This is a genomic window from Nocardioides sp. CCNWLW239 (assembly GCF_037137035.1).
Classification (GTDB): Bacteria; Actinomycetota; Actinomycetes; order Propionibacteriales; family Nocardioidaceae; genus Nocardioides.
The window spans coordinates 107,375-127,929 of the sequence record NZ_JBBBNW010000004.1; the positions used below are offsets into that span (position 1 = coordinate 107,375).

Consider the following 20,555-nt stretch of genomic DNA (forward strand, 5'->3'; position numbering starts at 1 on the left):
CTAGCGGGGGTTGTCGTCGGCGAAGGCGGCGTCGAGCCAGGCGTACACCTGCGAGTCACCTCGGGTGACGAGCAGGACGACCTGCTTCTCGGCGTCGCTGACAGGCTTGCCGCTGATCCAGCTCCGGACGATGTCGGACGCGGCGCGGCGTACGACCTCGACGCCTTTGGCCATCGCCCACTCCGGTGCCGGGTGGCCCTTGCTGGTCGCCACGCCGGGGATCTCCAGGGTCCAGGTCTCATCCTCGGCCTGGATCAGCCGGGGCGTCGGCGGCGCACTCTTCTTGCTCACTCGTCCATGGTCGCACGCGGGCCGGTCGCGATACGGGACGAGTGGGGTCGGCCCATTAGACTGCGGCCCGTGACGAATGCAGCTTGGGGCTTCGGCCTCGTGACGTACGCCGCCGACAACTCTGTGCTCGATGTGTGGTTCCCCGCGCCGCAGCTGGGCACTCGGCCCGCCGACGCGACCGCGCCGGCCGAGCTGACCGCGCTCGAAGGCGCCGACGAGGTGCGTCAGGTCACCAAGCGGGTCGCGCTCGTGGAGGTCAAGGACCTCGACACCGCGCCCGAGTCCACCGAGGACGTCTGGCTGCGGCTCCACCTCCTGTCCCACCGGCTCGTGCAGCCGCACGGGCAGAACCTCGACGGCATCTTCGGTCTCCTCACCAACGTCGTGTGGACCAGCGCCGGCCCGTGCGCGGTCGAGGGCTTCGAGCTCACCCGCGCACGCCTGCGCGCCGCCGGTCAGCACGTGACCGTCTACGGCGTGGACAAGTTCCCGCGGATGGTCGACTACGTCGTCCCGAGCGGCGTCCGCATCGGCGACGCCGACCGCGTCCGCCTCGGCGCCCATCTGGCCGCCGGCACCACCGTGATGCACGAGGGCTTCGTCAACTTCAACGCCGGCACCCTCGGCGCCTCGATGGTCGAGGGCCGGATCTCTGGCGGCGTCGTCGTCGGTGACGGCTCCGACGTCGGCGGCGGCGCCTCGATCATGGGCACCCTCTCCGGTGGCGGCAAGGCGGTCATCTCCATCGGCCAGCGCTGCCTGCTCGGCGCCAACTCCGGCATCGGCATCTCGCTGGGCGACGACGCCGTGGTCGAGGCCGGGTGCTACGTGACGTACGGGACCAAGGTGACGCTGCAGGACGGCACCGTGAAGAAGGCCGGCGAGCTCTCCGGGGCCTCCAACATCCTGTTCCGCCGCAACTCGGTCAGCGGCGCCATCGAGGCAGTTCCGTGGAAGGGCGAGGGCATCGAGCTCAACGCTGCCCTCCACGCCAACTGACCCGGCCCGAAGAGCAGAGTGCTGCGTTGAAGAAGCTCGTCATCACCCTGGTGGTGTTCAGCATTGTCGCCGGCGGCATCTACTGGGTCGTCCAGGCTGCGACAGACAAGCTGGACTCGATCCTGCCCGACCTGCAGCACTGCACGGCGGTCGCCGGTGAGCACGAGGCACGCTTCGACCCCGAGCAGATGGGGAACGCGGCGGTGATCACCGCGCTCGGCCTCAAGCGGGGCCTGCCCGCGCGGGCGGCGACGATCGCGATCGCGACCGCCATCCAGGAGTCGAAGCTCTACAACATCAGCCACGGCGACCGCGACTCCCTCGGTCTCTTCCAGCAGCGTCCGTCGATGGGCTGGGGCACCGAGGAGCAGGTCCAGGACCCGGTCTACGCCACCAACAAGTTCTACGACGCGCTGGTGAAGATCGACGGCTACGAGGACATGGTGATCACCGAGGCCGCGCAGGAGGTGCAGCGCTCGGCCTACCCCGAGGCCTACGCCGACCACGAGGGCGAGGGCCGCGCCATCGCCTCCGCGATCAGCGGCTACTCCCCTGCGGCGCTGACCTGCCGGATCGACGAGCCCGAGGCCGGCTCCGGCAAGCCCCAGGCGACCAAGACCGAGATCAACCAGCTGCTCGGCGGTATGGTCGGCCGGGCTCGGGTGGAGGGCTCGACGGTGGTGATCCCGGTCGAGTCCGGCGAGACCGGCCAGCGCGGCGGCTGGACCGCCGCGCACTACACGCTCGCCCGGGCCAGCGAGTTCGGTGCCACCTCCATCGCCTACGACGGACGCACCTGGACCGCCGGGGACGACGAGGAGTGGGCCAAGACCCCCGAGGTCGGCAACGACCGGATCATCGTCACCCTCGCCTGACTGTGAGGATTCACAGCGCAGCCTGATGATGCTGGGCTGTGGGCAGGCAACTGCGGGTGTGACCCTTCGCCTGACTGGCTTCGTGCCTTTGACGGGACTTGTCCGCTCGTGGTTGCCGGCCCCGGCCCGGTCGGAGCAGCTGGCCTGATCAGGAGCTTGACCGACCGGTGTTCGCGCACCGGTCGTGTCTCATCACAGTCCTGCCGAATCTCCGCCCCGGACCGGAACCACATCCGCTCCCAGGCAAGGAGAGAACGCATGACCAGTGTGACCGATCTACGCGACGTGGTCGATGTTGTCATCGGCGTCGACACGCACGTCCACACCCACTCCGCCGCTGCGGTCGACGCCCGGACCGGCGGCGTGCTCGACGAGATCACCGTCGAGGCCACCGCTGATGGCTACGCCCAGCTCGTGGAGTTCGCCGACGAGCACGCAGGGCTGCGGGCGTGGGCGATCGAGGGCACCGGCGGCCACGGCGCCGGCCTGTCCCGGCACCTGGAGCGTGGCAAGGAGGTCGTTATCGAGCTCGACCGCCCCGAACGCGCCAAGCGGCGCAACGGCGCGAAGTCCGACCCGCTGGACGCGATCCGCGCCGCTCGTGAAGCGCTCTCCCGCGCGAAGCTCGGCACCCCGCGTGGCGGCGGGGACCGCCAGGCACTGTCGGTGCTGCTTGCTGCCCGACGCTCGGCCGTCAACGCCTCCACCGACGCCCAGCGCCAGCTGTTCAGCCTGGTCATCGCCGCGCCGGAGCCGATCCGCGAGCGATTCCGCGGCCAGAAGGTCCCCGCGATGATCCGCACCGCCTCGAGCATGCGCCTGAGCTCGACCTGGAATGTGGAAACCACCACGACGGTCCTCGCCCTGCGGTCCCTGGCGCGCCGTGTCCGCGCACTCGCCGAGGAAGCAGCCGAGCACGAGAAGGCCATCCGGGTCATCGTGCGGTCCTGGCGCCCCGATCTCCTCGCCCAACCGGGCGTCGGGCCGATCGTGGCCGCGACCGTGCTGTGCGCCTGGTCCCACCCCGGCCGGATCCGCTCCGAGGCGGCCTTCGCGATGCTCGCCGGCGCCGCCCCGGTCCCGGCCAACAGCGGGCAGGTCACCACGCGCTACCGCTTGAACCGCTACGGCGATCGGCAGCTCAACCGAGCGCTACACACCATCGCGTTGTCTCGCATCCGCTACGACGAGACCACTCGCCGCTACATCGCCCGTCGAACCAGCGAGGGCAAGACCAGCCGCGAGATCAAACGCTGCCTCAAGCGCTACATCGCCCGCGACCTCTACCGGATCCTCGAATCAGCCCCTGCCAGGGCTTGACGATCCATAGGAGCGTCCCTGCTGCCCTGACCTTGTCCGATACGTGAAGATTGGTGGCGTGAGCGCACAGCCGGGGACCTCGACGGGCCCACCGACGACCCCGCCTCCGGGTCCGGTCCCGCCGGCGCCGGGCGCTTCCGGACCGAGGCTCCCCGAGCCTGCGCGCGAGGCGCTGCGAAAGTCGGTGCGCGAGGCCCGCAAGCAGCTGCGGCCGGTGCGAAAGCACCTCATCGTGCTGGGCGTCGTCATCGCCGTCGCACTGGTCTTCGCGGGCCTGCGGCTCATCGGTGTCGGAGTCGGCGGCATCCCGATTCTCTCCCGGGAGACCTGCACCGTGACCGCGGAGGGCAAGACCTACGACCTCTCCTCCGATCAGGCTGAACGTGCCTCGGCGATCGCCGCCCAAGCCGTACGCCGCGGGCTCCCCGCCCGCGCTGCCTCCGTCGTGCTGACGGTCGAGCTCGCCGACCACTCGCTCGAACGCGACCCCGCCAAGGCGGCCACGCTCTACGACCGGCTCTCCGGTGTACCCGACTACCGCCAGCAGTCCGTGCCGGGGGTCGCCCAGCAGATCAGCAACGGCTCACGCGACTCCTATCGTGACGCCGAGCCGGAGGCTCGGGCCCTCGCCTCGGCACTGACCGGCAACACCCCCGAGGCGTTCTCCTGCGTCGTCAAGGGAGGCTCCGACGAGGTCTCCGACCAGCTCAGTGGCGCGGGACTGACCTCGCGTGCCGAGGCGGTGCGTGATGACGTACGCCAGGCCTACGGGGGCCTCCCCGAAGGCGGCTTCCAGCCTGGCGGCGTCACCACGGGCCACATGGTCGGCTCGGCCCACTACGAGGGCCGCGCGATCGACTACTTCTTCCGCCCCATCAACGCGGCCAACAAGATCAAGGGCTGGTCGCTGGCGCAGTACCTCGTCGCCAACGCCGACCGCCTCGACGTCGAGACCGTCATCTACGACGACCGCATCTGGACCAAGCTACGCTCCGGTGCCGGCTGGCGCGACTACAAGGTCCCGCCCCGCGGCGGCGACCAGGCCATCCTCGAGCACCGCGACCACGTCCACGTCGACGTCGCCGACTGACCCTGCCGAGACGTCACCCCCGCTGGCCGAGGCGTCACGCAGGTCGGCCGAGTCGGCAATCGGGTGCCAACTCGGCCGACGCGGGTGACGTCTCGGCGGGGTCTAGACGGCCAGGCGGGCGACAGCTGCGTCGATGCGCTCGTCCGTTGCGGTGAAGGCGATGCGTACGTGCTGGCTGCCGGCGCGGCCGTAGAAGTCACCGGGGGCGGCGAGGATGCCGCGCTCGGCGAGCCAGCCGACGGTGTCCCAGCAGTCCTCGTCGTGCCGGGTGGACCACAGGTAGAGGGAGGCCTCGGAGTGGTCGATGCGGAAGCCGGCCGACTCCAGCGCCGCCTTGAGCTTGGTGCGCCGGGCGGCGTAGCGGGCGTGCTGCTCCTTGGCGTGCTGGTCGTCGCCGAGCGCGGTCACCATGGCGACCTGCTGGGGTCCGGGCATCTGCAGACCGAGGTTCTTGCGGACCGCGAGGACCTCACCGAGGACGGCGGCGTCACCGGCGACGAAGGCGCAGCGATAGCCGGCGAGGTTGGAGCGCTTGGAGAGCGAGTGGACGGCGAGGATGCCCTCGTAGGAGCCACCGCACACATCGGGGTGCAGGATCGAGACCGGGGACGCCTCCCAGGCACACTCGATGTAGCACTCGTCCGAGACCAGCAGCGTTCCCCGCTCCCGGGCCCACTCGACCGTCTTGCGCAGGTGCTCCACCGGGAGCACCCGACCGCTCGGGTTGGAGGGCGAGTTGATCCACAGGATCTTCGGCGCCCTCGGGCCCAGCGCGACCAGCGAGTCGGTGGCGACGGTGTCGGCCCCGACGAGAGCCGCGGAGACCTCGTAGGTCGGGTAGGCCAGCTCCGGGTAGGCGACCAGGTCACCCTGGCCGACACCGAGGTGCAGGGGCAGCGACCCGATCAGCTCCTTGGAGCCGATCACCGGGAGCACGTTCTCCAGCCCGAGCCCGGAGACCCCGTGGTTGCGCGCGAGCCAGTCGATCGCGGCCTGACGGACCGCGGGCGTACCGATCGTGGTCGGATAGCCCGGGGAGTCGGCCGCATCGCGCAGCGCCTTCTGCACCACCGCCGGGGTGGAGTCGACCGGTGTCCCGACGGAGAGGTCGACCAGCCCGTCGGGATGCGCCGAGGCCTTCTCCTTGAACGCGACCAGCTTGTCCCAGGGGAAGTCAGGCAGCCGCTTCGAGACCGGGATCGAGGCCGGGAACGGGGTCGGCATCAGTCCTGGTTCTGCGGAGGCAGCGCGGCGACGAACGGGTGGTCCTTGTCGATCTCACCCATGCGGGCAGCACCACCGGGCGAGCCGAGGTCGTCGAAGAACTTGACGTTGGCGTCGTAGTACTCCTTCCACTCCTCGGGGGTGTCGTCCTCATAGAAGATCGCCTCGGGCGGGCACACCGGCTCGCAGGCGCCGCAGTCGACACACTCGTCGGGGTGGATGTAGAGCATCCGCTTGCCCTCGTAGATGCAGTCCACCGGACACTCGTCGACGCAAGCCTTGTCCTTCACGTCAACACAGGGCTGGGCGATGACGTACGTCATTCGGGGCTCCTCCAAGCGGGGTATCACGAAAGTCAGAGGGGCGCGACTGGCCCTTCGAAGGACAGCCTAGTATCCCCACGTGCCTGCTCATCTCCTGGGACCACATGTCGTCGGCCAACGGATCGTCATCCGACGCCTCGTCCCCGGCGAGACCGGCCCCACCGGCGGCCCCGCCTTCACCGACATCCTCGGAGTCTGTACGTCCTGGGGCGACGGCGTCGCGGTCATCGAGCGCGAGTCCGGGGAGCAGGTGAGCGTGCCGGTCACCGAGATCGTCTCCGGCAAACCGGTGCCGCCGCGCCCCAACGTACGTCTGCGGATCGGGGTCCGCGAGGCCGAGCTGCTCAGCGCCGCGATCTTCCCCGGCACCACCTCCGAGCCGTTGGGCGAGTGGGTGCTCTTCGACCACGAGGTCTCGGTCCGCCGTCGGCCCAACTCGGCGCTGGCGATCGGCGACCCCGGCATCGGGCTGGATGACGCGATCGACCGCGTGGAGAGCTACTACCGGAGCCGCCACAAGCGGCCTCGGGTCAAGGTCGAGGTCGGCTCGACGGCCGAGGAGGCGGTGGTCGCGCGCGGCTGGGTCGAGGACGTGACCGTCGTGTTCCAGCTCGCCGGGCTCGCCGCCACGCGGCGGATCCTGCCCCCGCCCGACGAGGAGGCGGATGTCCAGACCATGGGTGCCGACGGCGCGCAGGTGCTGATCACCTTCCGCGGCACCGCACGGATCATGGGCACGATGGAACGCGACTGGCTGGCCATCCACGACCTCGAGGTCGCCGAGCCGCACCGCCGCCAAGGGCTGGCGACGAAGGCCCTCGCCACCCTGCTCGAGTGGGGTGCCGAGCGCGGCGCCCGCGCCGCCTGGCTGCACGTGGAGACCACCAACGACCCCGGCCTCGCCCTCTACGAGGGCCTCGGCTTCACCGAGCACCACCGCTGCCGCTACTACGCCTCGCCCACGCCGTAGCGGAACCGTCCGAGGACGCTCATCCGGAGTTCCGCGAGTGCTCACCTGTGCCTGGTGAGGTGGAGGAAACCCCACCTAAGGAGCACTGATGGGCATCACCAGGCGAGGCATCATCACATCCGCGGGCGCGCTCGGCGCGGCCGCGGCGGTCGGTACGACGCTGGGCGGCGCGCTGCCCGCCGCGGCGGCGTACGAGAAAGACTCGGGCGACCCGCTGATCGGCAAGGCCAAGGGACCCGATCTGCACGTGATGAGCTTCAACATCCGCTACGACCGCGAGGGCACCCAGCCGGGTCAGCCCGACTACTGGCCCGAGCGCAAGCCGCTGGTGACCGCGTTCGTCGAGCTCGAGAAGCCGACGATCCTGGGGGTCCAGGAGGCCGAGTTCGGTCAGCTCGGCGCGATCGAGACCGGCCTCGGACCGAAGTACCGGATGCTCGGGTTCGGTCGCGACGGCGGCGCCGGCGGTGAGTACTCCTCGGTGTTCTACGACGCCTCCCGGCTCGAGGCGCTGTGGTGGGACCAGTTCTGGCTCTCCGACACCCCCGACGTGATCGGCTCGGCGACCTGGGGCAACTCGGTGACCCGGATCGTGACGTGGGTGCGGTTCCGCGACCTCGTCACCGGCACGGAGTTCCTGCACGTGAACTCCCACTTCGACCACCAGTCCGAGAACGCCCGGGTGCGCAGCGCCGAGGTCGTCCGCTCGCTCATCGCCGACACCGGCCTGCCCGCGATCTTCACCGCCGACGTCAACGCGGCCGCGGAGGCCTCGGCTCCCTACACGGTCCTGGTCACCGACGGAGGTCTCACCGACACCTGGCTCGCCGGCGCCCAGCTCACGCCGCGCGTCGGCACCTTCCCCAACTACGGCACACCCAACCCGACCGGCACCCGGATCGACTGGATCCTGACGACTCCCGGGATCACCGTGAAGGAGTCCGCGATCAACACCTGGACCAAGGACGGTCGCTGGCCCAGCGACCACACCCCCGTCCAGGCCCGCGTACGCCTAGCCTGACAGCAGGTCCCACAGGTTCCCGAACGGATCGCGGAAGACCTGGAGAGTGCCGTAGGACTCCTCGCGGACGGGGCCGACGAGCTCGACCCCGGCCGCGACCAGCTTCTCGTACGCCGCCGGGAAGTCGTCCACCCGCAGGAAGAAGGTCACCCGGCCGCCGGTCTGGTCGCCGACCCTTGCGGTCTGCGCCGGGCCGTCGGCCCGGGCGAGCAGGAAGCCGGTGCCGCCGTCGGGCGGCCGTATGACCACCCACCGCTTCGGACGACCGTCGTTCGTGGTCGCCGGGACGTCCTCAGCGACCACGAAGCCGAGGACGTCCCGGAAGAACGCCACCGCCTCGTCGTAGTCGGGAACGACGATCGTGACCAGATCCAGATGCATCCTGTCCTCCTCAGCGGGGCACGGTCACCGGTTGACCAACCCGGTTGACCAACCTACCGTGGACGCATGGATGCAGCACATGTGGTGAAGGTGCAGGAGGCGAAGACACACCTGTCCAGCCTGCTCACCGAGGTAGAGGCGGGTGGCCAGGTCATCATCGCCCGCGGGGACCATGCCATTGCGCGGCTGGTGCCGATCGAGCGGCCGACCAAGCGTGTTCTCGGTGGCCTGCGTGTGAGCGTCCCCGACGAATTCTTCGCCCCCCTTCCCGACGACGAGATCGCCGCCTGGGAGGGCGCCCTCGATGAAGACCTATGAGCGAGTCCTCCTCGACACCCATGCCTACATCTGGTTGGTGAGCGACCCCGACCGGCTCAGTCCGACCGCCTACGAGGCCGTCATCGACATCGACACCGAGGTGTTCGTCTCGGCAGCGAGCCTCTGGGAGATCTCGACCAAGACCCGGCTCAGCAAGCTTTCCGGCGGTGGCACACTGGCAGCCACCTTCGAGGACCGCACCCGGCTTCACGTCCTGGAGCGGCTGCCGATGGATTTCAACCACTCGCGCCTCGCTGGAGAGCTCGACTGGGACCACCGCGACCCGTTCGACCGCATGCTCGCCGCTCAGAGCATGCTCGAGAACCTCCCCCTCGTAACCAAGGACAGCAGGCTCCAGGCGTACGACTCGATTCACACCATCTGGTGAAAGCCCGCCGAGGCGTCATTCATCGACTGCTCGGGGTGAGCAGGTCTTCAGGGCCGGGGACGCCGGGCCGTCGTGGGTCAGGGCGTCGAGGGTGAGGGCGATGGCCGTCGCGCTCATCGGGATGAGCAGGTGGTCGGAAAGGTCGAGGGCGCAGGCGTCCTGGATGCGTACGTTGGTGGTGTTCGGTCCGTCGGCGAGGAACCCGGAGGTGTAGGGCACGACGACCTCGTCGGTGGCGGTGACGATCTGGGTGTAGGAGACGTCGCCGGGCGTCTCGTCGCCGGCGTTGAGATCGGCCAGGAACTGCGAGCCGGCCGTCTGCTGGGCACAGGACACGCACAGCCCGGTGGAGCCGGTCGCGCCGCCGTCCATGAGGATCGAGGTGCCGTGGTTGGACGGGGCGAGGCCGACGAGGTCCTCGACGTAGACGGCGCCACCGAGGTTCTTGATGTAGTAGCGCGGCATCATGCCGCCCTGCGAGTGACCGACGAGGGAGACCTTGTCGGCGTCGGTGACCTCGCGTACGCGCTCGACGAATTCACCGAGGTGTGCGGCCGAGTCCCGGATGTCGCCGGTGGCGCGGTTGCCGTAGTCGAGGGAGTAGACGCAGAACCCGGCCCGTTTCATCGCCAGCGAGATCGGGTCCAGCAGCGACCGGCGGTCACCGAAGGTGCCGTGGACCAGGATCACCGGGGTCGGCCGCTCGGCGGAGGGAGCGCACGCCCAGTCGTTGGCCCCCAGCGGGTCACCGTAGGGCGAGCCCGGAAGCGGGATCGCGGTGCGGCTCGCACCGGACGCGGGGGCGGCGGCGAGCGGCGTGAGGACGAGTGCGACGGCAGCGAGAAGACTCAGCAGGAACGGGCGCATGCCCGATTCAACGACCGGATGTGACTCGCGTCACGACCAGAAAACCTGTTGGTGGGCTTCCGGGCGCCACCTACGATCGGTGACGGCACCGCCGAGGAGTGACGACCCTCGGCCATCGCGGCAAGGCGGCGCCCGCGCGTACGGCGGATCGACGAGAGGCTGATGACACATCAGCGAAGGTGTGGTGGCACCGCGACCTAGCCCCCGCCCACACCTCCAGGGCCTCGCCACCTGGAGGAACGAATGAAACCGATAGAACGTACGCTCGCCGGCCACCTTCACGCCGTCGCGCCGGGCGAGCCCGTCCGACTCTGCGGGCACGTGCACCGTCGCCGTGAGCTCGCCGCCGTGAGCTTTCTGGTGCTGCGGGACCGGACCGGTCTGGCGCAGGTGGTGGTCAAGCCCGCCGACGCGCAGGACCTGCCACCCGAGGAGACGCCCGTCGAGGTGGTCGGCGTCGCCACCGCGAACCCCCAGGCACCGGGAGGGGTCGAGGTGACCGCGCCGGTGGTCACAGCGCTCTCCGAGCCGGCCCACACTCCGCCGGTCGAGCTGTGGCGGCCCGAGCTCGCCGCCGGGTTGCCGACCCTGCTCGACCACGCACCGGTGACCTGGCGCCACCCCGCGGTCCGAGCCCGCTGGGACCTCGCCGCCGCGTCCCTGCGTGGCTTCCGAGCGACGCTGGACGCCGCCGGTTTCACCGAGGTCCACTCCCCCAAGATCGTGGAGTCGGCGACCGAGTCGGGGGCCGACGTCTTCGAGATCGACTACTTCGGCCGGCCCGCCTATCTCGCCCAGTCGCCGCAGTTCTACAAGCAGCAGCTGGTCGGGGTCTTCGAGCGGGTCTACGAGGTCGGGCCGGTCTTCCGGGCCGAGCCGCACGACACGGTGCGCCATCTGGCCGAGTACGTCAGCCTCGACGTCGAGCTCGGCTTCATCCGCGACCACCGGGACGTGCTCGCCGTCCTGCGTGAGGTCCTCGCGGGGATGCGGACAGGGATCGAGATGTACGCCGCCGGAGCGGTCGAGCGGCTCGACCTGAACCTACCCGTGGTGCCGCCGGAGATCCCGGTGATCCACTTCAGCGAGGCGCTGGAGCTGGTCGGGGCGCCCGAGGACGAGCCGGACCTCGCTCCCGAGCACGAGCGCGCGCTCGGCGCATGGGCGCGGGAGACGTACGACTCCGACTTCTTGGCCGTCGAGGGCTACCCGATGCGGAAGCGGCCGTTCTACACCCACGCCGAATCTCGACAGGCTCGATCACCAGGGTCCTCGCGCTGGAGCAACAGCTTCGACCTGCTCTTCCGGGGTCTCGAGCTGGTCACCGGTGGACAGCGCCTGCACCGGCTCACCGACTACGAGGCCGCGATCCGGGCGCGCGGCGAGGAGCCCGCGGCGTACGCCTCGTATCTGCAGGCCTTCGCACACGGGATGCCACCCCACGGCGGCTTCGCGCTGGGCCTGGAGCGTTGGGTCGCCCGGATCGTCGAAGCCGCCAACATCCGCGAGGCCACCTTGTTCCCGAGGGACCTGCACCGCCTCACGCCGTAGCCGTCGGAACGTTGTGAAGCCGAGAGTGGCCTATGGACCACTCTCAGCTTCACAACGGCGATCAGTTGGGGTCAGCAGGAGGCGGCGGGTTCTTGGACTCGTCGGTGCACTCGACCTCGTCCTGCGGGATGTAGACGGTCTTGAAGGTCTCGGTGTCGACCTTGGCGCCGGAGCTGGCGTTGTAGAAGTCGCGCCAGACGTTGATCGAGAAGCCCTGGGCGCCGACGGTGTTCTCGCAGTTGCCGTCGGTGATCTTCTGCTTGCCCGGCGGCTTGAAGTCGTAGCGCTCGCCGGTGCGGGCCTTGATGTCCCAGATCTTGGTGGACCACATCTCGACGGTGACCGAGCCCTGGCTGCTGCCGCTGGCGGGGTTGACCCAGGAGTGGATGAGCACGCCGTACTTGGTGTTGTTCTTGAACTTCAGGTCCAGCGACGGCCATGCGACGGTCGCCTCACGGCCGATCGGGTAACGGTCGATGTAGAGCGAGTGCGCCTTGTGCTCGACGTCCTGGAGCCCGGCGAAGAACATCGCGTTGAAGGTGGTCGTCGCCATCTGCGAGACACCGCCGCCGTAGTCCTCGCGGAAGATCCCGTTCTGGATCATCCAGCCCTTGGTGAAGCCGTTGGCCGCCGTGCGCTCCCCGACGATGCCGTTCATCGAGAAGGTGTCACCCGGGGCCAGCACGGTGCCGTTGACCAGCTCGGCGGCGCGGCCGATGTTGACGTTGCGGTATTCGGCGTAGGGGAAGTTGGTGGTGAAGGAGGAGACCTTCTCCTTGATCCCCCAGGCCTTGGCCTCCTCGGTGGTGACCTTCGGCTTGGCGACCTTCGACTTCACCTCGACCGTGCGCTCACCTTGGCCAGCCGTGACGACGTCGAGGAACACGGCCTCCAGGTCCTTCTGGTTGAAGGTGACGCCAGGCTTGGCGGGCACGACCTTCGGCGTGCCGTTGACCAGCTCGACGGTCGCGTCGACCGGCTTCGCGGCGTCGTCGGCGAGGGCCGTCTTCAGCACCTTCTTGAGCTTGCCGGAGGCGACGGAGGCCTGCAGCTCGCCGTCCTTGGGGTCGAAGCGGATCGCCTCGCCGAACTCCCTCGGGGACAGCTCCACCGGGGTCTTCTCGAACTTCAGCGTGATCGGCCCGGACACGGCGGGGGTTGCGACCTTGTCGACCGCCTCCTTGACGTCGGTCTCGTCGACGTCCGGAGTCAGCTCCTCGAGGGGTACGTCGGCCTTGCGGTCGCCCTCGACGAGCAGCTGGCCGGCGAGCGCCGCACGGAGCGCGTCGTCGCCGACGCCCTCACCCGCGACCGGCTGGGTGGTCTTGATCTTGCCCTTCCTGATGACGACGTCGCCATCCTTGAACGGGGTGCCGGCGCGCTTGTTCACCTTGGCGGAGACCTTGGCGATCAGCGCGTCGTCGGCCTTGATGACGGGCTCGAGCTCGCCGCCGCCGTTGAAGTGCTTCCACAGCTTGACCGGGCTCCAGCTGCGGCCGGCGTCGGCCTTCGCGATCGTCGCCTCGGCATCGAAGCTCAGGCCCGCTTCCGCCGGGTTGACCTCGGTCGTGCTGCCGCCGGCGCTCACGTGGATCGGCTGGCTGTGGGCAGGGGCGAACTTCTGGTCCAGCAGCGGCGTCGCCTCGTCGACCTTCATACCGCCGATGTCCACACCGGCCACCGTCGTGCCCTCGGGGATCTTGTCCCCGGCCAGCGCGTACGCCGCGGCCCAGCCGCCGAAGGCGAGGATGGCGACGCCACCCGCGACAGCGGCAGCGATCTTGGCGCCGCGGCCGATCTGCTTGCCCTCGGCTGCGACCGGCAGCGCGTAGTCCGGCTGAGCATGGTCCGGCTGGGCATGGCCCGACGGGGCATAGCCAGACTGGGGCTGGGTGTATGCGGCATGATCGTGGCCGGGCTCGTCATAGCCAGGCTCGTGGTGACCACGCTCGTCGTAGCCGCCGGCTTGGTCATACCCGGACTGGTCGTAAGCCGCCAGTTCGTAACCCGCCTGGTCGTACCCTGCCTGGCCTGCTTCGGCCTGCGCGGGATCGTGCACGAAGGGCCCGACGGCGGCTACCGTCTGCTCCCACGGCTCGTCGTCGTCAGGGGCGTCCTGGCTGGAGAGCGCGACTTCGGTGGGGGCTTCGCTGTCCACCTCGGGAGCGTCGTCGACCACGTCCGGCTCCGGCGCGAACGTACGGTTCTTCGAGACGAACAGGTAGTTGTCTTCCTCCGGGAGCGGTGCCCGCTTCGGCAGCTCCGAGCGCAGCATCGTGCTGCGCAGCAGGGTCTCCTCGACGGCGTCGTCGAAGTCCCCCGGAGCGACGATGCGGGTCGCGCCGTCGGGCTCCTCATCAGGAACGTTCGCCACCGGCTTGGCACCCGTGGACTCGGCAACACGAGCGTCGATCTCGATCTGCGGGATCATGATCGTCTCGATGGCAGCATCGTCCGCACCAGTGTGGCTGGCGTTGGACCCGGCTGCGTCAGTTTGCTTCGCAGGCTCGGGGGCCTTGGAGGCCTCGGGCTCATGGGACATGCGGGAGAGCCTAGGACCTATACCCCCCTAGGCCGAACCCGTAGCCCATCTTGGGACGTTCGTCACTCGCCGGGGTGGGCCCCGCCGGCCCCCGAAGCGGCCCTCGACACGGTCGCGGTCGCCACCACGACCATCAGCACCGCCCACGCGATCATCACGTATCCCGCGACATCACCCGCGATGGCGTAGCCGCCCGTCGGCCTCGGTGTCGCGGCCAGCGCGACCACGATCGCCCAGGCCACGGCGTACGTCACCCTCGCGACTCCGCGCGGGAGCGCCAGCAGTGTCGCCGAGGACGCGGCCACGGCGAGCAGCAGACCCCACCACCACGGGTGGACGGCCACCGCCGCGACGCCGACGACCAGGCCCAGGAGAAGACCGGCCGCGGCACGCGCCAGGCCGCGGCCACCGGCGACCGGCCTCACAACCCGGTGAAGAGATCGGTCAGACCGGCGCCGTCGACGCTCCCCTTGGCGATCCGGAAGTGCTCGTGGGACCACGCGGTCGTACCGAGGCTGTTGGTCATCGCGAACATGCCCTGCTCCATGTCCATCTGGGTGGGGTAGGCACGCATCGCGGCGACCTTCTGGTCTGCGTAGGCGGTGCCGTCGATCGCGGCGGCGATGTCGACGTCGGGCGTTGCCATCGGCAGCGGGCCCTCGGGGTCCATGCCACCCAGCGCGTCCGCGTCACCGGTGTCCCGGGCGGCCCGCAGGCCCTCCCGGAGCCAGCTCTCCGCGATCGCGGTCCAATAGATCCGGTCGATCTCGTGAGGCTCGCCGAGCTCCTTCTTGTAGGTCGGGACGGCGGCGAGATGGGCGGCGTACGTCGCGACCCGGTGTGCCTGGATGTGGTCGGGGTGGCCGTAGTTGCCGAACTCGTCGTAGGTGACCAGGACCTGCGGACGCACCTCGCGGATGATCGTCACCAGGTGGTCGGCGGCCTCGGTGAGGTCGGCGTACCAGAAGGCGTTCTCGCGGGCGTCGGGATCGGGCAGCGCATGGGTGCGGTCCTCGCTCCAGGTCATCCCGGAGTCGCGGTAGTTGCCGAACCCACCCAGCCAGCGGTGGTCGACCTCGTTGCCGTCGGGCGACTTCAGCGCCGCCATCGCGTTCTCGATCTCGCCGCGGCGGTGCTCGCCGAGGGCGTCATCCCGATCGGCGGCGAGGTGCTCCAGCTCCGGCACCAGGATCTCGCCCATCTCACCCGCCGTGCAGGTCACCAGGGTGACGCGGGCTCCCTCGGCGAGGTATTTCGCCATCGTCGCCCCCGTCGCGATCGTCTCGTCGTCGGGGTGGGCGTGCACGAGCAGCAGGCTCTTCTCAGAAGTCACGAACTCGATCCTAGGTCGGGGCGGAGAATCCGCGAGTCGGAGCCGGCGGGCGCAGCAGGCAGGTCCTACTCGGGGGATCTCTTGATGCGCTTGGGGGTGTCGGGGAGCTCGACGGGCTCGGGGGCGATCGAGTCGTCCGGTGCGTCCTCGGGGATGTCGAGCCAGCCGTCGTATTCATCGACCAGGAGCTCCAGGACCATCTCCGGGGCGTCGGTCTCCACCGACCACGGGTGGTCCTCGTCGTCGTCCTCGCCCTGGTAGCGCTCCCGGCTGACCCGGGCCGTCCAGCCCTGTCCCTCCAGCGTCGCCGCCACCGAGCGGACGTCCTCCTCCTCGAAGAAGATGCCGCGCAGCGTTGCCCCTTCGGGGACCCCGAGCACGTGGCGGAGCGCGCCGAGGAACGGCCGGTCGGGCTCCAGCCAGTCGACCGAGTCGAGATCCTCGGCCGCCAGCCAGAGGACCTGGTCGTGCTCGCGGGGCCTCGGCTCGCCGGCGACGACCCGGGCGGTCGCAGCGATCAACCGGTGGCTCTCACCGATGGGCGCTTCGCCCTGCATCCAGTCGAGCACCTCGATCAGGCAGCCGAGCTCCTCGCCGATCTCCCGGACGAGCGCCGACTCGGGCGTCTCGCCATCCTCGACCTTGCCGCCAGGGAGCTCCCAGCGGCCGGCGGCCTCCGGCGGCGACGTACGCCTCGCAGCCAGCACCTGCTTGCCGTCGGCGCTGAGGATCGCCGCGGCTACTACGGTCTTGGGGGTGTTCACGTGTGAGATTGTTCCCTAGACCCCCGGAAAGTGGTGTCTCTTGGGTACGCTGCAACGCCGTGCCCCACCGTCTTCTGCTCGTCGCCTGCCTGCCCCCGTCCGGGGCCCCCTCATGAGCGATCAGCAGTGGCCGCCGCGGCGCCCCGGCGAGACTCGCCCGCCCTACCAGGGGCAGCAGCCCTACCCGGGCTCCCGGCAGCCCCAGCAGCCGCAGCCGGGACGACCACCGCGGCCGCACGCGGGTCAGCAGTGGCCCCGACCTGGCCAGCACCAGCCCTACGCGGGCGACCGCCGCTACCCGGGCCAGCAGCAGCCTTACTCGCCCACGCAGCAGCCCTACCCGGAGCACTCTCACCAGCACCAGCCTCAGGCCGGATCGAACTATCCGGAACAGCACTATCCGGGACAGAATTATCCGGAGCCGAAATATCCGGGCGCGAACTATCCCGATCAGAACTACGGCGACCAGAACTACGGCGATCCGAATTACGGAGATCCGAACTACGGTGATCCGTACTACCCCGACCAGAACTACCCCGGGCAGCACTACCCCGACCAGCACCACTCCGGGCAGCCCCCGGCCTACCCACAGGATCTCGGTCCCGGCCGGTTCGGGCCTGAGCCGCCGAAGAAGCGACGGTGGCCGAAGGTGCTCGTGGGGCTGTTGGTGCTCGCGCTCGTCGGAGTCGGGGGTTATGGCGCGTACGACTTCTACCAGCAGACGCAGGAGTGGAAGCAGACCACGACCGACGACATGGTCGGGGTCGGCAGCGACCTGTCGGTGGCGGTGGCGTCGCTGCGCAGCGTCGGCTGGGAGGTGACCGCCGACGACATCGGGACCTGGCTCGAACAGCCTGGCGCCTACGGCGACGGCTTGACGCTGCGTACGCTGCAGGTCGACGAGGCCACCAACAGCTTCTCGGTCGCGGGCTACCGCACCTGGCAGGACACCTACGCCAAACGCGACCACACCACCGTCGTGTGCGCGAACATCACGCTCGCGACGGGAACCCAGAAGCCGCTCGGCGAGAACATCACGACCTGCCCGGACGACGTCCCGAAGACGGCGCCGGACAGGGGGGCCACCACCGACACCGCCGATCCCGCGACGGCGGGCGGGGTCACCGGCCACCTCGCCGAGCTGACCGTCGAGGCCTCCGAGCAGCGCGCCGACGGCGCCACCGAGGGCAAGCTGCTCGAGGTGGCTGCCCCGACGAAGCCGGTGGGCGACGTACGCGCCGACTCGACCGCGCTCGAGTGTGCACCGGGCACGAAGGACCTCGGTGAGGGCGAGGGCTACGACGCTGGCAAGCTGATCCCGGTGCGCCTCTGCGCGGTCGAGGGGCTGCCCAACACCGGCACCGAGAGCACCAAGGGCGACAACTACTACATCGACGGCTCCGACGGCCTGACCGTCGTCAACGCCCGCATCTCCGGAGCCGCGGCGGCGCTGGTCAGGAAGGCGTCGAAGCAGGGCATCGACCTGGTCGCGGGCAGCTCTTTCCGGACGATGGAGAAGCAGAAGGCACTGTGCCGCGAGGATCTCAGCGGTGGCTGCCAGGCCGGCGACTACACGCTGACCGCACAGCCCGGGTACTCCTCGCACCAGCTCGGCATCGCCATCGACTTCGAGGAGCCCAGCGTGACCGGCGGCAAGACCTGCGCGACGCGGGCCTCGGAGCCGTCCAGCAAGGTGTGGACGTTCCTGAACAAGACGGCGCTGGAGTTCGGGCTCAAGCAGTACGCGCCCGAGGCCTGGCACTGGGACGCGTACGGCGGGAAGGACCGCTGCGCCCCGATGTGACTCGAGCCCGGATCCGGGCTCAGGCGCGCGGCAGCCGGGCCAGCTGACGCGCCTGCGCGACGAGTCGGCCCTCGGAGTCCCAGACCTCGCAGTCCTCCTCGAACATCCCTCCCGAGAGGTTGCGCGAGAAGTGGGTGACCTTGAGCCAGCCCGGTGCCGGCTTGTGGCGGATGTGGCAGGTGAGCTCCAGGGTGGGCGCCCAGCCGGGGAGTTCCAGGCCGAAGGTGACCGGCGGGAGCGCGTCGAGCACCTGCAGCAGCGAGAGCGGGTCGGGCTCACGGTCGTGGTGCCGGAACCAGCCGGTGAAGACAGCCTCGCCGGTCGGCGCCGCCCCGCCCCAGACGAACTGCTCCTTCGGCACGCAGAGCTCGTAGCGGTCCAGCATCGGCACGAACTCCTTCACCGACTCCGGCGCGGTGGTGGAGGACACGCACTCCTCGAGCGGCGGCAGCTCCGGCTCGGTCGCGGTGACCCGCTCGAAGCCGCTGCTCTTGGCGTGCAGGCCGTCGAGGTCCGCGTACGTCGCGGTCGTGGTGATGCGCAGGTCGTCGCCCTGCCACAGCTCCGCGGTCGCGATCGCCAGCGAGCCCTTGTCGCGCTTGGTCGAGATCCGGACCTCGGCCGGCCCCGGCGTGCTGGCGCCGGCGTAGAACGCGCTCAGCACGATCGGGTCCGGGTGCCGGGGCAGGTGGGCCCGCAGCGCGTTGCCGATGACCGCGAGCAGATAGCCACCGTTGACGCCACCGCCGACCACCCAGCCGGGGGCGAGCTCGGCTGCGTACGTGGCGGGCCCGGTCCTACGGATCTCGATGTCGCGGTCGAACTCAGCCTGCTCCCTATTACTCATGAGTAATAATCTAGATCGAGGACTGAAACGATCGACGACGGGGCCCGCGGTGTCGCTGGGCGCTCGCTGGCTCGACAGGGCAGACTTCGCCCCATGACCCCTCGACAAGCTCGCGACGGCGCCCAGCTCAAGCCGGTCCCCCACGGGCTGCTGCAGGCATTCCGGGCGTACGAGAGCGCCCTGATGTCCGACGACCTCGACGCGCTGGACGCACTCTTCGCCGACTCACCGACCACCTTGCGCGGCGATGCCGCCGGGCTGATCGTCGGTCACGAGCAGATCGCCGGCTTCCGGAGGTCGCGCGGCGGTGCTCCGAAGCGACGCATCGTGCAGACCCACGTGCAGGTCATCGACGAGGATCACGCGCTGATCGTGGCGGTCACCGAGCTCGACCGCGGCGGGCGCGGCCTTCAGACCCAGCTGTGGGCGCGGGACCCGGTGCGGATCGAGTACGCCGGCTGGCAGGTCACCGCGGCCCACGTCTCGGCGCCCGAACCGGCTTTCGACAGCCGGACCTGGCGCGTCGTCGGCGACCCGCTGGTCTCCTCGCACACCGCCGACGGCGCCCTCTCGGGCGAGACCGTGGCGATCAAGGACCTGTTCGCGGTCGCCGGTTTCGCCGTGGGCGCCGGGAGCCCGGCCTGGCTCGAGCAGGCTCCGCCGGCGCCGTCGCACGCCGCCGCGGTCGCCTCCTTGCTGGACGCCGGGGCCTCGATCCGCGGGATCGCACGCACCGAGGAGTTCGCCTACTCGCTGTCCGGCCTCAACGCCCACTACGGGGCGCCGCCCAACCCGAAGGCTCCCGGCCGGATCCCCGGCGGCTCCTCGTCGGGACCGGCGACGGCGGTCGCGCTCGGCCAGGCCTCGATCGGGCTCGGCACCGACACCGGCGGGTCGATCCGCGTCCCGGCCGCCTACCAGGGCCTCTTCGGGATCCGTACATCTCACGGGGCCGTCTCGCGAGACGGGCTGTTCCCGCTCGCCAAGGCCTTCGACGCCGTCGGGTGGATGACGCGTTCTGCGTTCCTGCTGCAAGCGGTCGGCGACGTACTGCTGCCGGAGGCACCTGCAGGCTCGTCCGGCTCGAGCACCACCGTCGACGAGATCCAGCTGGTGCCGTCGCTGGTGGGGCTGGCCTCGGACGAAGTCGCCACCGCCGTGACCGAGGCGCTGCCCGATGCCACCCCGTTGGCCTGGGAGCCGAACCGGCTGGACGAGTGGCGCCAGGCCTTCGTCGTCGGACAGGCCTACCAGGCGTGGCAGGCCCACGGAGCCTGGCTCGAGACCCGGCTGGACACGCTCGGCGAGGCGGTGCGCGGGCGGTTCGAGATGGCCCGGGCGGTCACGCGGGAGCAGGCCGCAGAGGCACGTGCCGTGCTCTCGCAGGCCCGTGCGGAGATCCTCGACGTCGTCGGAGACCGCGTGCTCGCCTTCCCCAGCGCGTCCACCGTGGCGCCGGTGGCAGCCGATGCTCCCGGCGTCCGTGACGACACCCTGAGCCTCACCTGTATCGCCGGGATCGCCGGTCTTCCCGCCGTCTCGGTCCCGGTCCGCACCTCGGCCAACCTCCCCGCCGGTCTCTGCCTGGTCGCCGCTCCGGGCCGCGACCGCGACCTCCTCGCGCTCGCCGCAGACCTCTGACCCTGC

21 protein-coding genes are annotated in these 20,555 nt (G+C 70.1%); 11 read left to right on the forward strand and 10 right to left on the reverse strand.

Annotated elements, in window-relative coordinates; translation table 11 throughout:
• Complete coding sequence (locus WBG06_RS17515) at positions 1 to 291, reverse strand: hypothetical protein (RefSeq protein ID WP_336738207.1); 291 nt, start codon at positions 289 to 291, stop codon at positions 1 to 3.
• Positions 292 to 360: 69 nt separating this feature from the next.
• Between WBG06_RS17515 and dapD the strand changes: the two genes are divergently transcribed.
• The 4 genes from dapD to WBG06_RS17535 all read left to right on the forward strand — a co-directional run bounded on the left by dapD (position 361) and on the right by WBG06_RS17535 (position 4,575).
• Entirely contained in the window at positions 361 to 1,290 is a 930-nt protein-coding gene (dapD, locus tag WBG06_RS17520) for a 2,3,4,5-tetrahydropyridine-2,6-dicarboxylate N-succinyltransferase (protein WP_336738208.1), read from the forward strand.
• Between the two features lie 26 nt (positions 1,291 to 1,316).
• Complete coding sequence (locus WBG06_RS17525) at positions 1,317 to 2,165, forward strand: hypothetical protein (RefSeq protein WP_336738209.1); 849 nt, start codon at positions 1,317 to 1,319, stop codon at positions 2,163 to 2,165.
• Positions 2,166 to 2,423: 258 nt separating this feature from the next.
• Positions 2,424 to 3,485, forward strand: coding sequence for an IS110 family transposase (locus WBG06_RS17530; protein ID WP_336738210.1), 1,062 nt, complete (start codon positions 2,424 to 2,426; stop codon positions 3,483 to 3,485).
• Positions 3,486 to 3,543: 58 nt separating this feature from the next.
• Positions 3,544 to 4,575, forward strand: coding sequence for a hypothetical protein (locus WBG06_RS17535; protein ID WP_336738211.1), 1,032 nt, complete (start codon positions 3,544 to 3,546; stop codon positions 4,573 to 4,575).
• A gap of 102 nt (positions 4,576 to 4,677) precedes the next feature.
• On the opposite strand, the gene dapC is transcribed toward WBG06_RS17535, so the two are convergent.
• Positions 4,678 to 5,799 (reverse strand): succinyldiaminopimelate transaminase, encoded by a 1,122-nt coding sequence (dapC, locus tag WBG06_RS17540; protein ID WP_336738212.1) that lies wholly within the window; start codon positions 5,797 to 5,799, stop codon positions 4,678 to 4,680.
• Positions 5,799 to 6,122, reverse strand: a complete 324-nt coding sequence (fdxA, locus tag WBG06_RS17545) for a ferredoxin (RefSeq protein WP_008358813.1) — start codon at positions 6,120 to 6,122, stop codon at positions 5,799 to 5,801. Before fdxA ends, dapC begins: the two co-directional genes overlap by 1 nt.
• A 79-nt stretch (positions 6,123 to 6,201) precedes the next feature.
• Between fdxA and WBG06_RS17550 the strand changes: the two genes are divergently transcribed.
• Entirely contained in the window at positions 6,202 to 7,092 is an 891-nt protein-coding gene (locus WBG06_RS17550) for a GNAT family N-acetyltransferase (RefSeq protein WP_336738213.1), read from the forward strand.
• A gap of 88 nt (positions 7,093 to 7,180) precedes the next feature.
• Complete coding sequence (locus WBG06_RS17555; protein ID WP_336738214.1) at positions 7,181 to 8,113, forward strand: endonuclease/exonuclease/phosphatase family protein; 933 nt, start codon at positions 7,181 to 7,183, stop codon at positions 8,111 to 8,113.
• Here the strand turns inward: WBG06_RS17555 and WBG06_RS17560 are convergent.
• Positions 8,105 to 8,494, reverse strand: coding sequence for a VOC family protein (locus WBG06_RS17560; protein WP_336738215.1), 390 nt, complete (start codon positions 8,492 to 8,494; stop codon positions 8,105 to 8,107). The genes WBG06_RS17555 and WBG06_RS17560 overlap by 9 nt on opposite strands.
• 66 nt (positions 8,495 to 8,560) lie before the next feature.
• On the opposite strand from WBG06_RS17560, the gene WBG06_RS17565 reads away from it, so the two are divergent.
• Both WBG06_RS17565 and WBG06_RS17570 read left to right on the forward strand, forming a co-directional pair.
• Positions 8,561 to 8,812, forward strand: a complete 252-nt coding sequence (locus WBG06_RS17565) for a type II toxin-antitoxin system Phd/YefM family antitoxin (protein ID WP_336738216.1) — start codon at positions 8,561 to 8,563, stop codon at positions 8,810 to 8,812.
• Complete coding sequence (locus WBG06_RS17570; RefSeq protein WP_336738217.1) at positions 8,799 to 9,200, forward strand: type II toxin-antitoxin system VapC family toxin; 402 nt, start codon at positions 8,799 to 8,801, stop codon at positions 9,198 to 9,200. Before WBG06_RS17565 ends, WBG06_RS17570 begins: the two co-directional genes overlap by 14 nt.
• Positions 9,201 to 9,215: 15 nt before the next feature.
• Here WBG06_RS17570 and WBG06_RS17575 read toward each other — a convergent pair whose 3' ends face one another.
• Complete coding sequence (locus WBG06_RS17575) at positions 9,216 to 10,067, reverse strand: esterase/lipase family protein (protein ID WP_336738219.1); 852 nt, start codon at positions 10,065 to 10,067, stop codon at positions 9,216 to 9,218.
• 243 nt (positions 10,068 to 10,310) lie between these two features.
• Here WBG06_RS17575 and aspS point away from each other — a divergent pair, with 243 nt between their 5' ends.
• Complete coding sequence (gene aspS, locus WBG06_RS17580) at positions 10,311 to 11,618, forward strand: aspartate--tRNA(Asn) ligase (RefSeq protein WP_336738220.1); 1,308 nt, start codon at positions 10,311 to 10,313, stop codon at positions 11,616 to 11,618.
• Between the two features lie 61 nt (positions 11,619 to 11,679).
• Here the strand turns inward: aspS and WBG06_RS17585 are convergent, their stop codons facing one another.
• The 4 genes from WBG06_RS17585 to WBG06_RS17600 all read right to left on the reverse strand — a co-directional run bounded on the left by WBG06_RS17585 (position 11,680) and on the right by WBG06_RS17600 (position 16,257).
• On the reverse strand, positions 11,680 to 14,160 hold the full coding sequence (locus WBG06_RS17585; RefSeq protein WP_336738221.1) for a VanW family protein: 2,481 nt from the start codon (positions 14,158 to 14,160) through the stop codon (positions 11,680 to 11,682).
• Positions 14,161 to 14,222: 62 nt separating this feature from the next.
• Positions 14,223 to 14,585, reverse strand: a complete 363-nt coding sequence (locus WBG06_RS17590; protein WP_336738222.1) for a hypothetical protein — start codon at positions 14,583 to 14,585, stop codon at positions 14,223 to 14,225.
• Entirely contained in the window at positions 14,582 to 15,493 is a 912-nt protein-coding gene (gene mshB / locus WBG06_RS17595) for an N-acetyl-1-D-myo-inositol-2-amino-2-deoxy-alpha-D-glucopyranoside deacetylase (RefSeq protein WP_336738223.1), read from the reverse strand. Before mshB ends, WBG06_RS17590 begins: the two co-directional genes overlap by 4 nt.
• A gap of 65 nt (positions 15,494 to 15,558) precedes the next feature.
• A complete protein-coding gene (locus WBG06_RS17600; RefSeq protein WP_336738224.1) occupies positions 15,559 to 16,257 on the reverse strand; it encodes a (deoxy)nucleoside triphosphate pyrophosphohydrolase in 699 nt (232 codons plus the stop codon).
• 112 nt (positions 16,258 to 16,369) lie between these two features.
• Here WBG06_RS17600 and WBG06_RS17605 point away from each other — a divergent pair, with 112 nt between their 5' ends.
• The gene (locus WBG06_RS17605; RefSeq protein ID WP_336738225.1) at positions 16,370 to 18,061 is read left to right on the forward strand and encodes a D-alanyl-D-alanine carboxypeptidase family protein; all 1,692 of its coding nucleotides are present in this window, start codon (positions 16,370 to 16,372) and stop codon (positions 18,059 to 18,061) included.
• A gap of 19 nt (positions 18,062 to 18,080) precedes the next feature.
• Here WBG06_RS17605 and WBG06_RS17610 read toward each other — a convergent pair whose 3' ends face one another.
• The gene (locus tag WBG06_RS17610; RefSeq protein WP_336738226.1) at positions 18,081 to 18,908 is read right to left on the reverse strand and encodes a thioesterase family protein; all 828 of its coding nucleotides are present in this window, start codon (positions 18,906 to 18,908) and stop codon (positions 18,081 to 18,083) included.
• Positions 18,909 to 19,001: 93 nt separating this feature from the next.
• Here WBG06_RS17610 and WBG06_RS17615 point away from each other — a divergent pair, with 93 nt between their 5' ends.
• Positions 19,002 to 20,549 (forward strand): AtzH-like domain-containing protein, encoded by a 1,548-nt coding sequence (locus WBG06_RS17615; RefSeq protein WP_336738227.1) that lies wholly within the window; start codon positions 19,002 to 19,004, stop codon positions 20,547 to 20,549.
• Positions 20,550 to 20,555 lie beyond the last annotated feature (6 nt).

Bases quoted from the DNA above. Each gene is read 5' to 3' on its own strand.
- WBG06_RS17530 (WP_336738210.1), top strand. From the start codon at position 2,424: ATGACCAGTGTGACCGATCTACGCGACGTGGTCGATGTTGTCATCGGC.
- dapC (WP_336738212.1), bottom strand. From the start codon at position 5,799: ATGCCGACCCCGTTCCCGGCCTCGATCCCGGTCTCGAAGCGGCTGCCT.
- fdxA (WP_008358813.1), bottom strand. From the start codon at position 6,122: ATGACGTACGTCATCGCCCAGCCCTGTGTTGACGTGAAGGACAAGGCT.
- WBG06_RS17555 (WP_336738214.1), top strand. From the start codon at position 7,181: ATGGGCATCACCAGGCGAGGCATCATCACATCCGCGGGCGCGCTCGGC.
- WBG06_RS17560 (WP_336738215.1), bottom strand. From the start codon at position 8,494: ATGCATCTGGATCTGGTCACGATCGTCGTTCCCGACTACGACGAGGCG.
- WBG06_RS17565 (WP_336738216.1), top strand. From the start codon at position 8,561: ATGGATGCAGCACATGTGGTGAAGGTGCAGGAGGCGAAGACACACCTG.
- WBG06_RS17570 (WP_336738217.1), top strand. From the start codon at position 8,799: ATGAAGACCTATGAGCGAGTCCTCCTCGACACCCATGCCTACATCTGG.
- WBG06_RS17575 (WP_336738219.1), bottom strand. From the start codon at position 10,067: ATGCGCCCGTTCCTGCTGAGTCTTCTCGCTGCCGTCGCACTCGTCCTC.
- aspS (WP_336738220.1), top strand. From the start codon at position 10,311: ATGAAACCGATAGAACGTACGCTCGCCGGCCACCTTCACGCCGTCGCG.
- WBG06_RS17585 (WP_336738221.1), bottom strand. From the start codon at position 14,160: ATGTCCCATGAGCCCGAGGCCTCCAAGGCCCCCGAGCCTGCGAAGCAA.
- WBG06_RS17605 (WP_336738225.1), top strand. From the start codon at position 16,370: ATGAGCGATCAGCAGTGGCCGCCGCGGCGCCCCGGCGAGACTCGCCCG.
- WBG06_RS17610 (WP_336738226.1), bottom strand. From the start codon at position 18,908: ATGAGTAATAGGGAGCAGGCTGAGTTCGACCGCGACATCGAGATCCGT.
- WBG06_RS17615 (WP_336738227.1), top strand. From the start codon at position 19,002: ATGACCCCTCGACAAGCTCGCGACGGCGCCCAGCTCAAGCCGGTCCCC.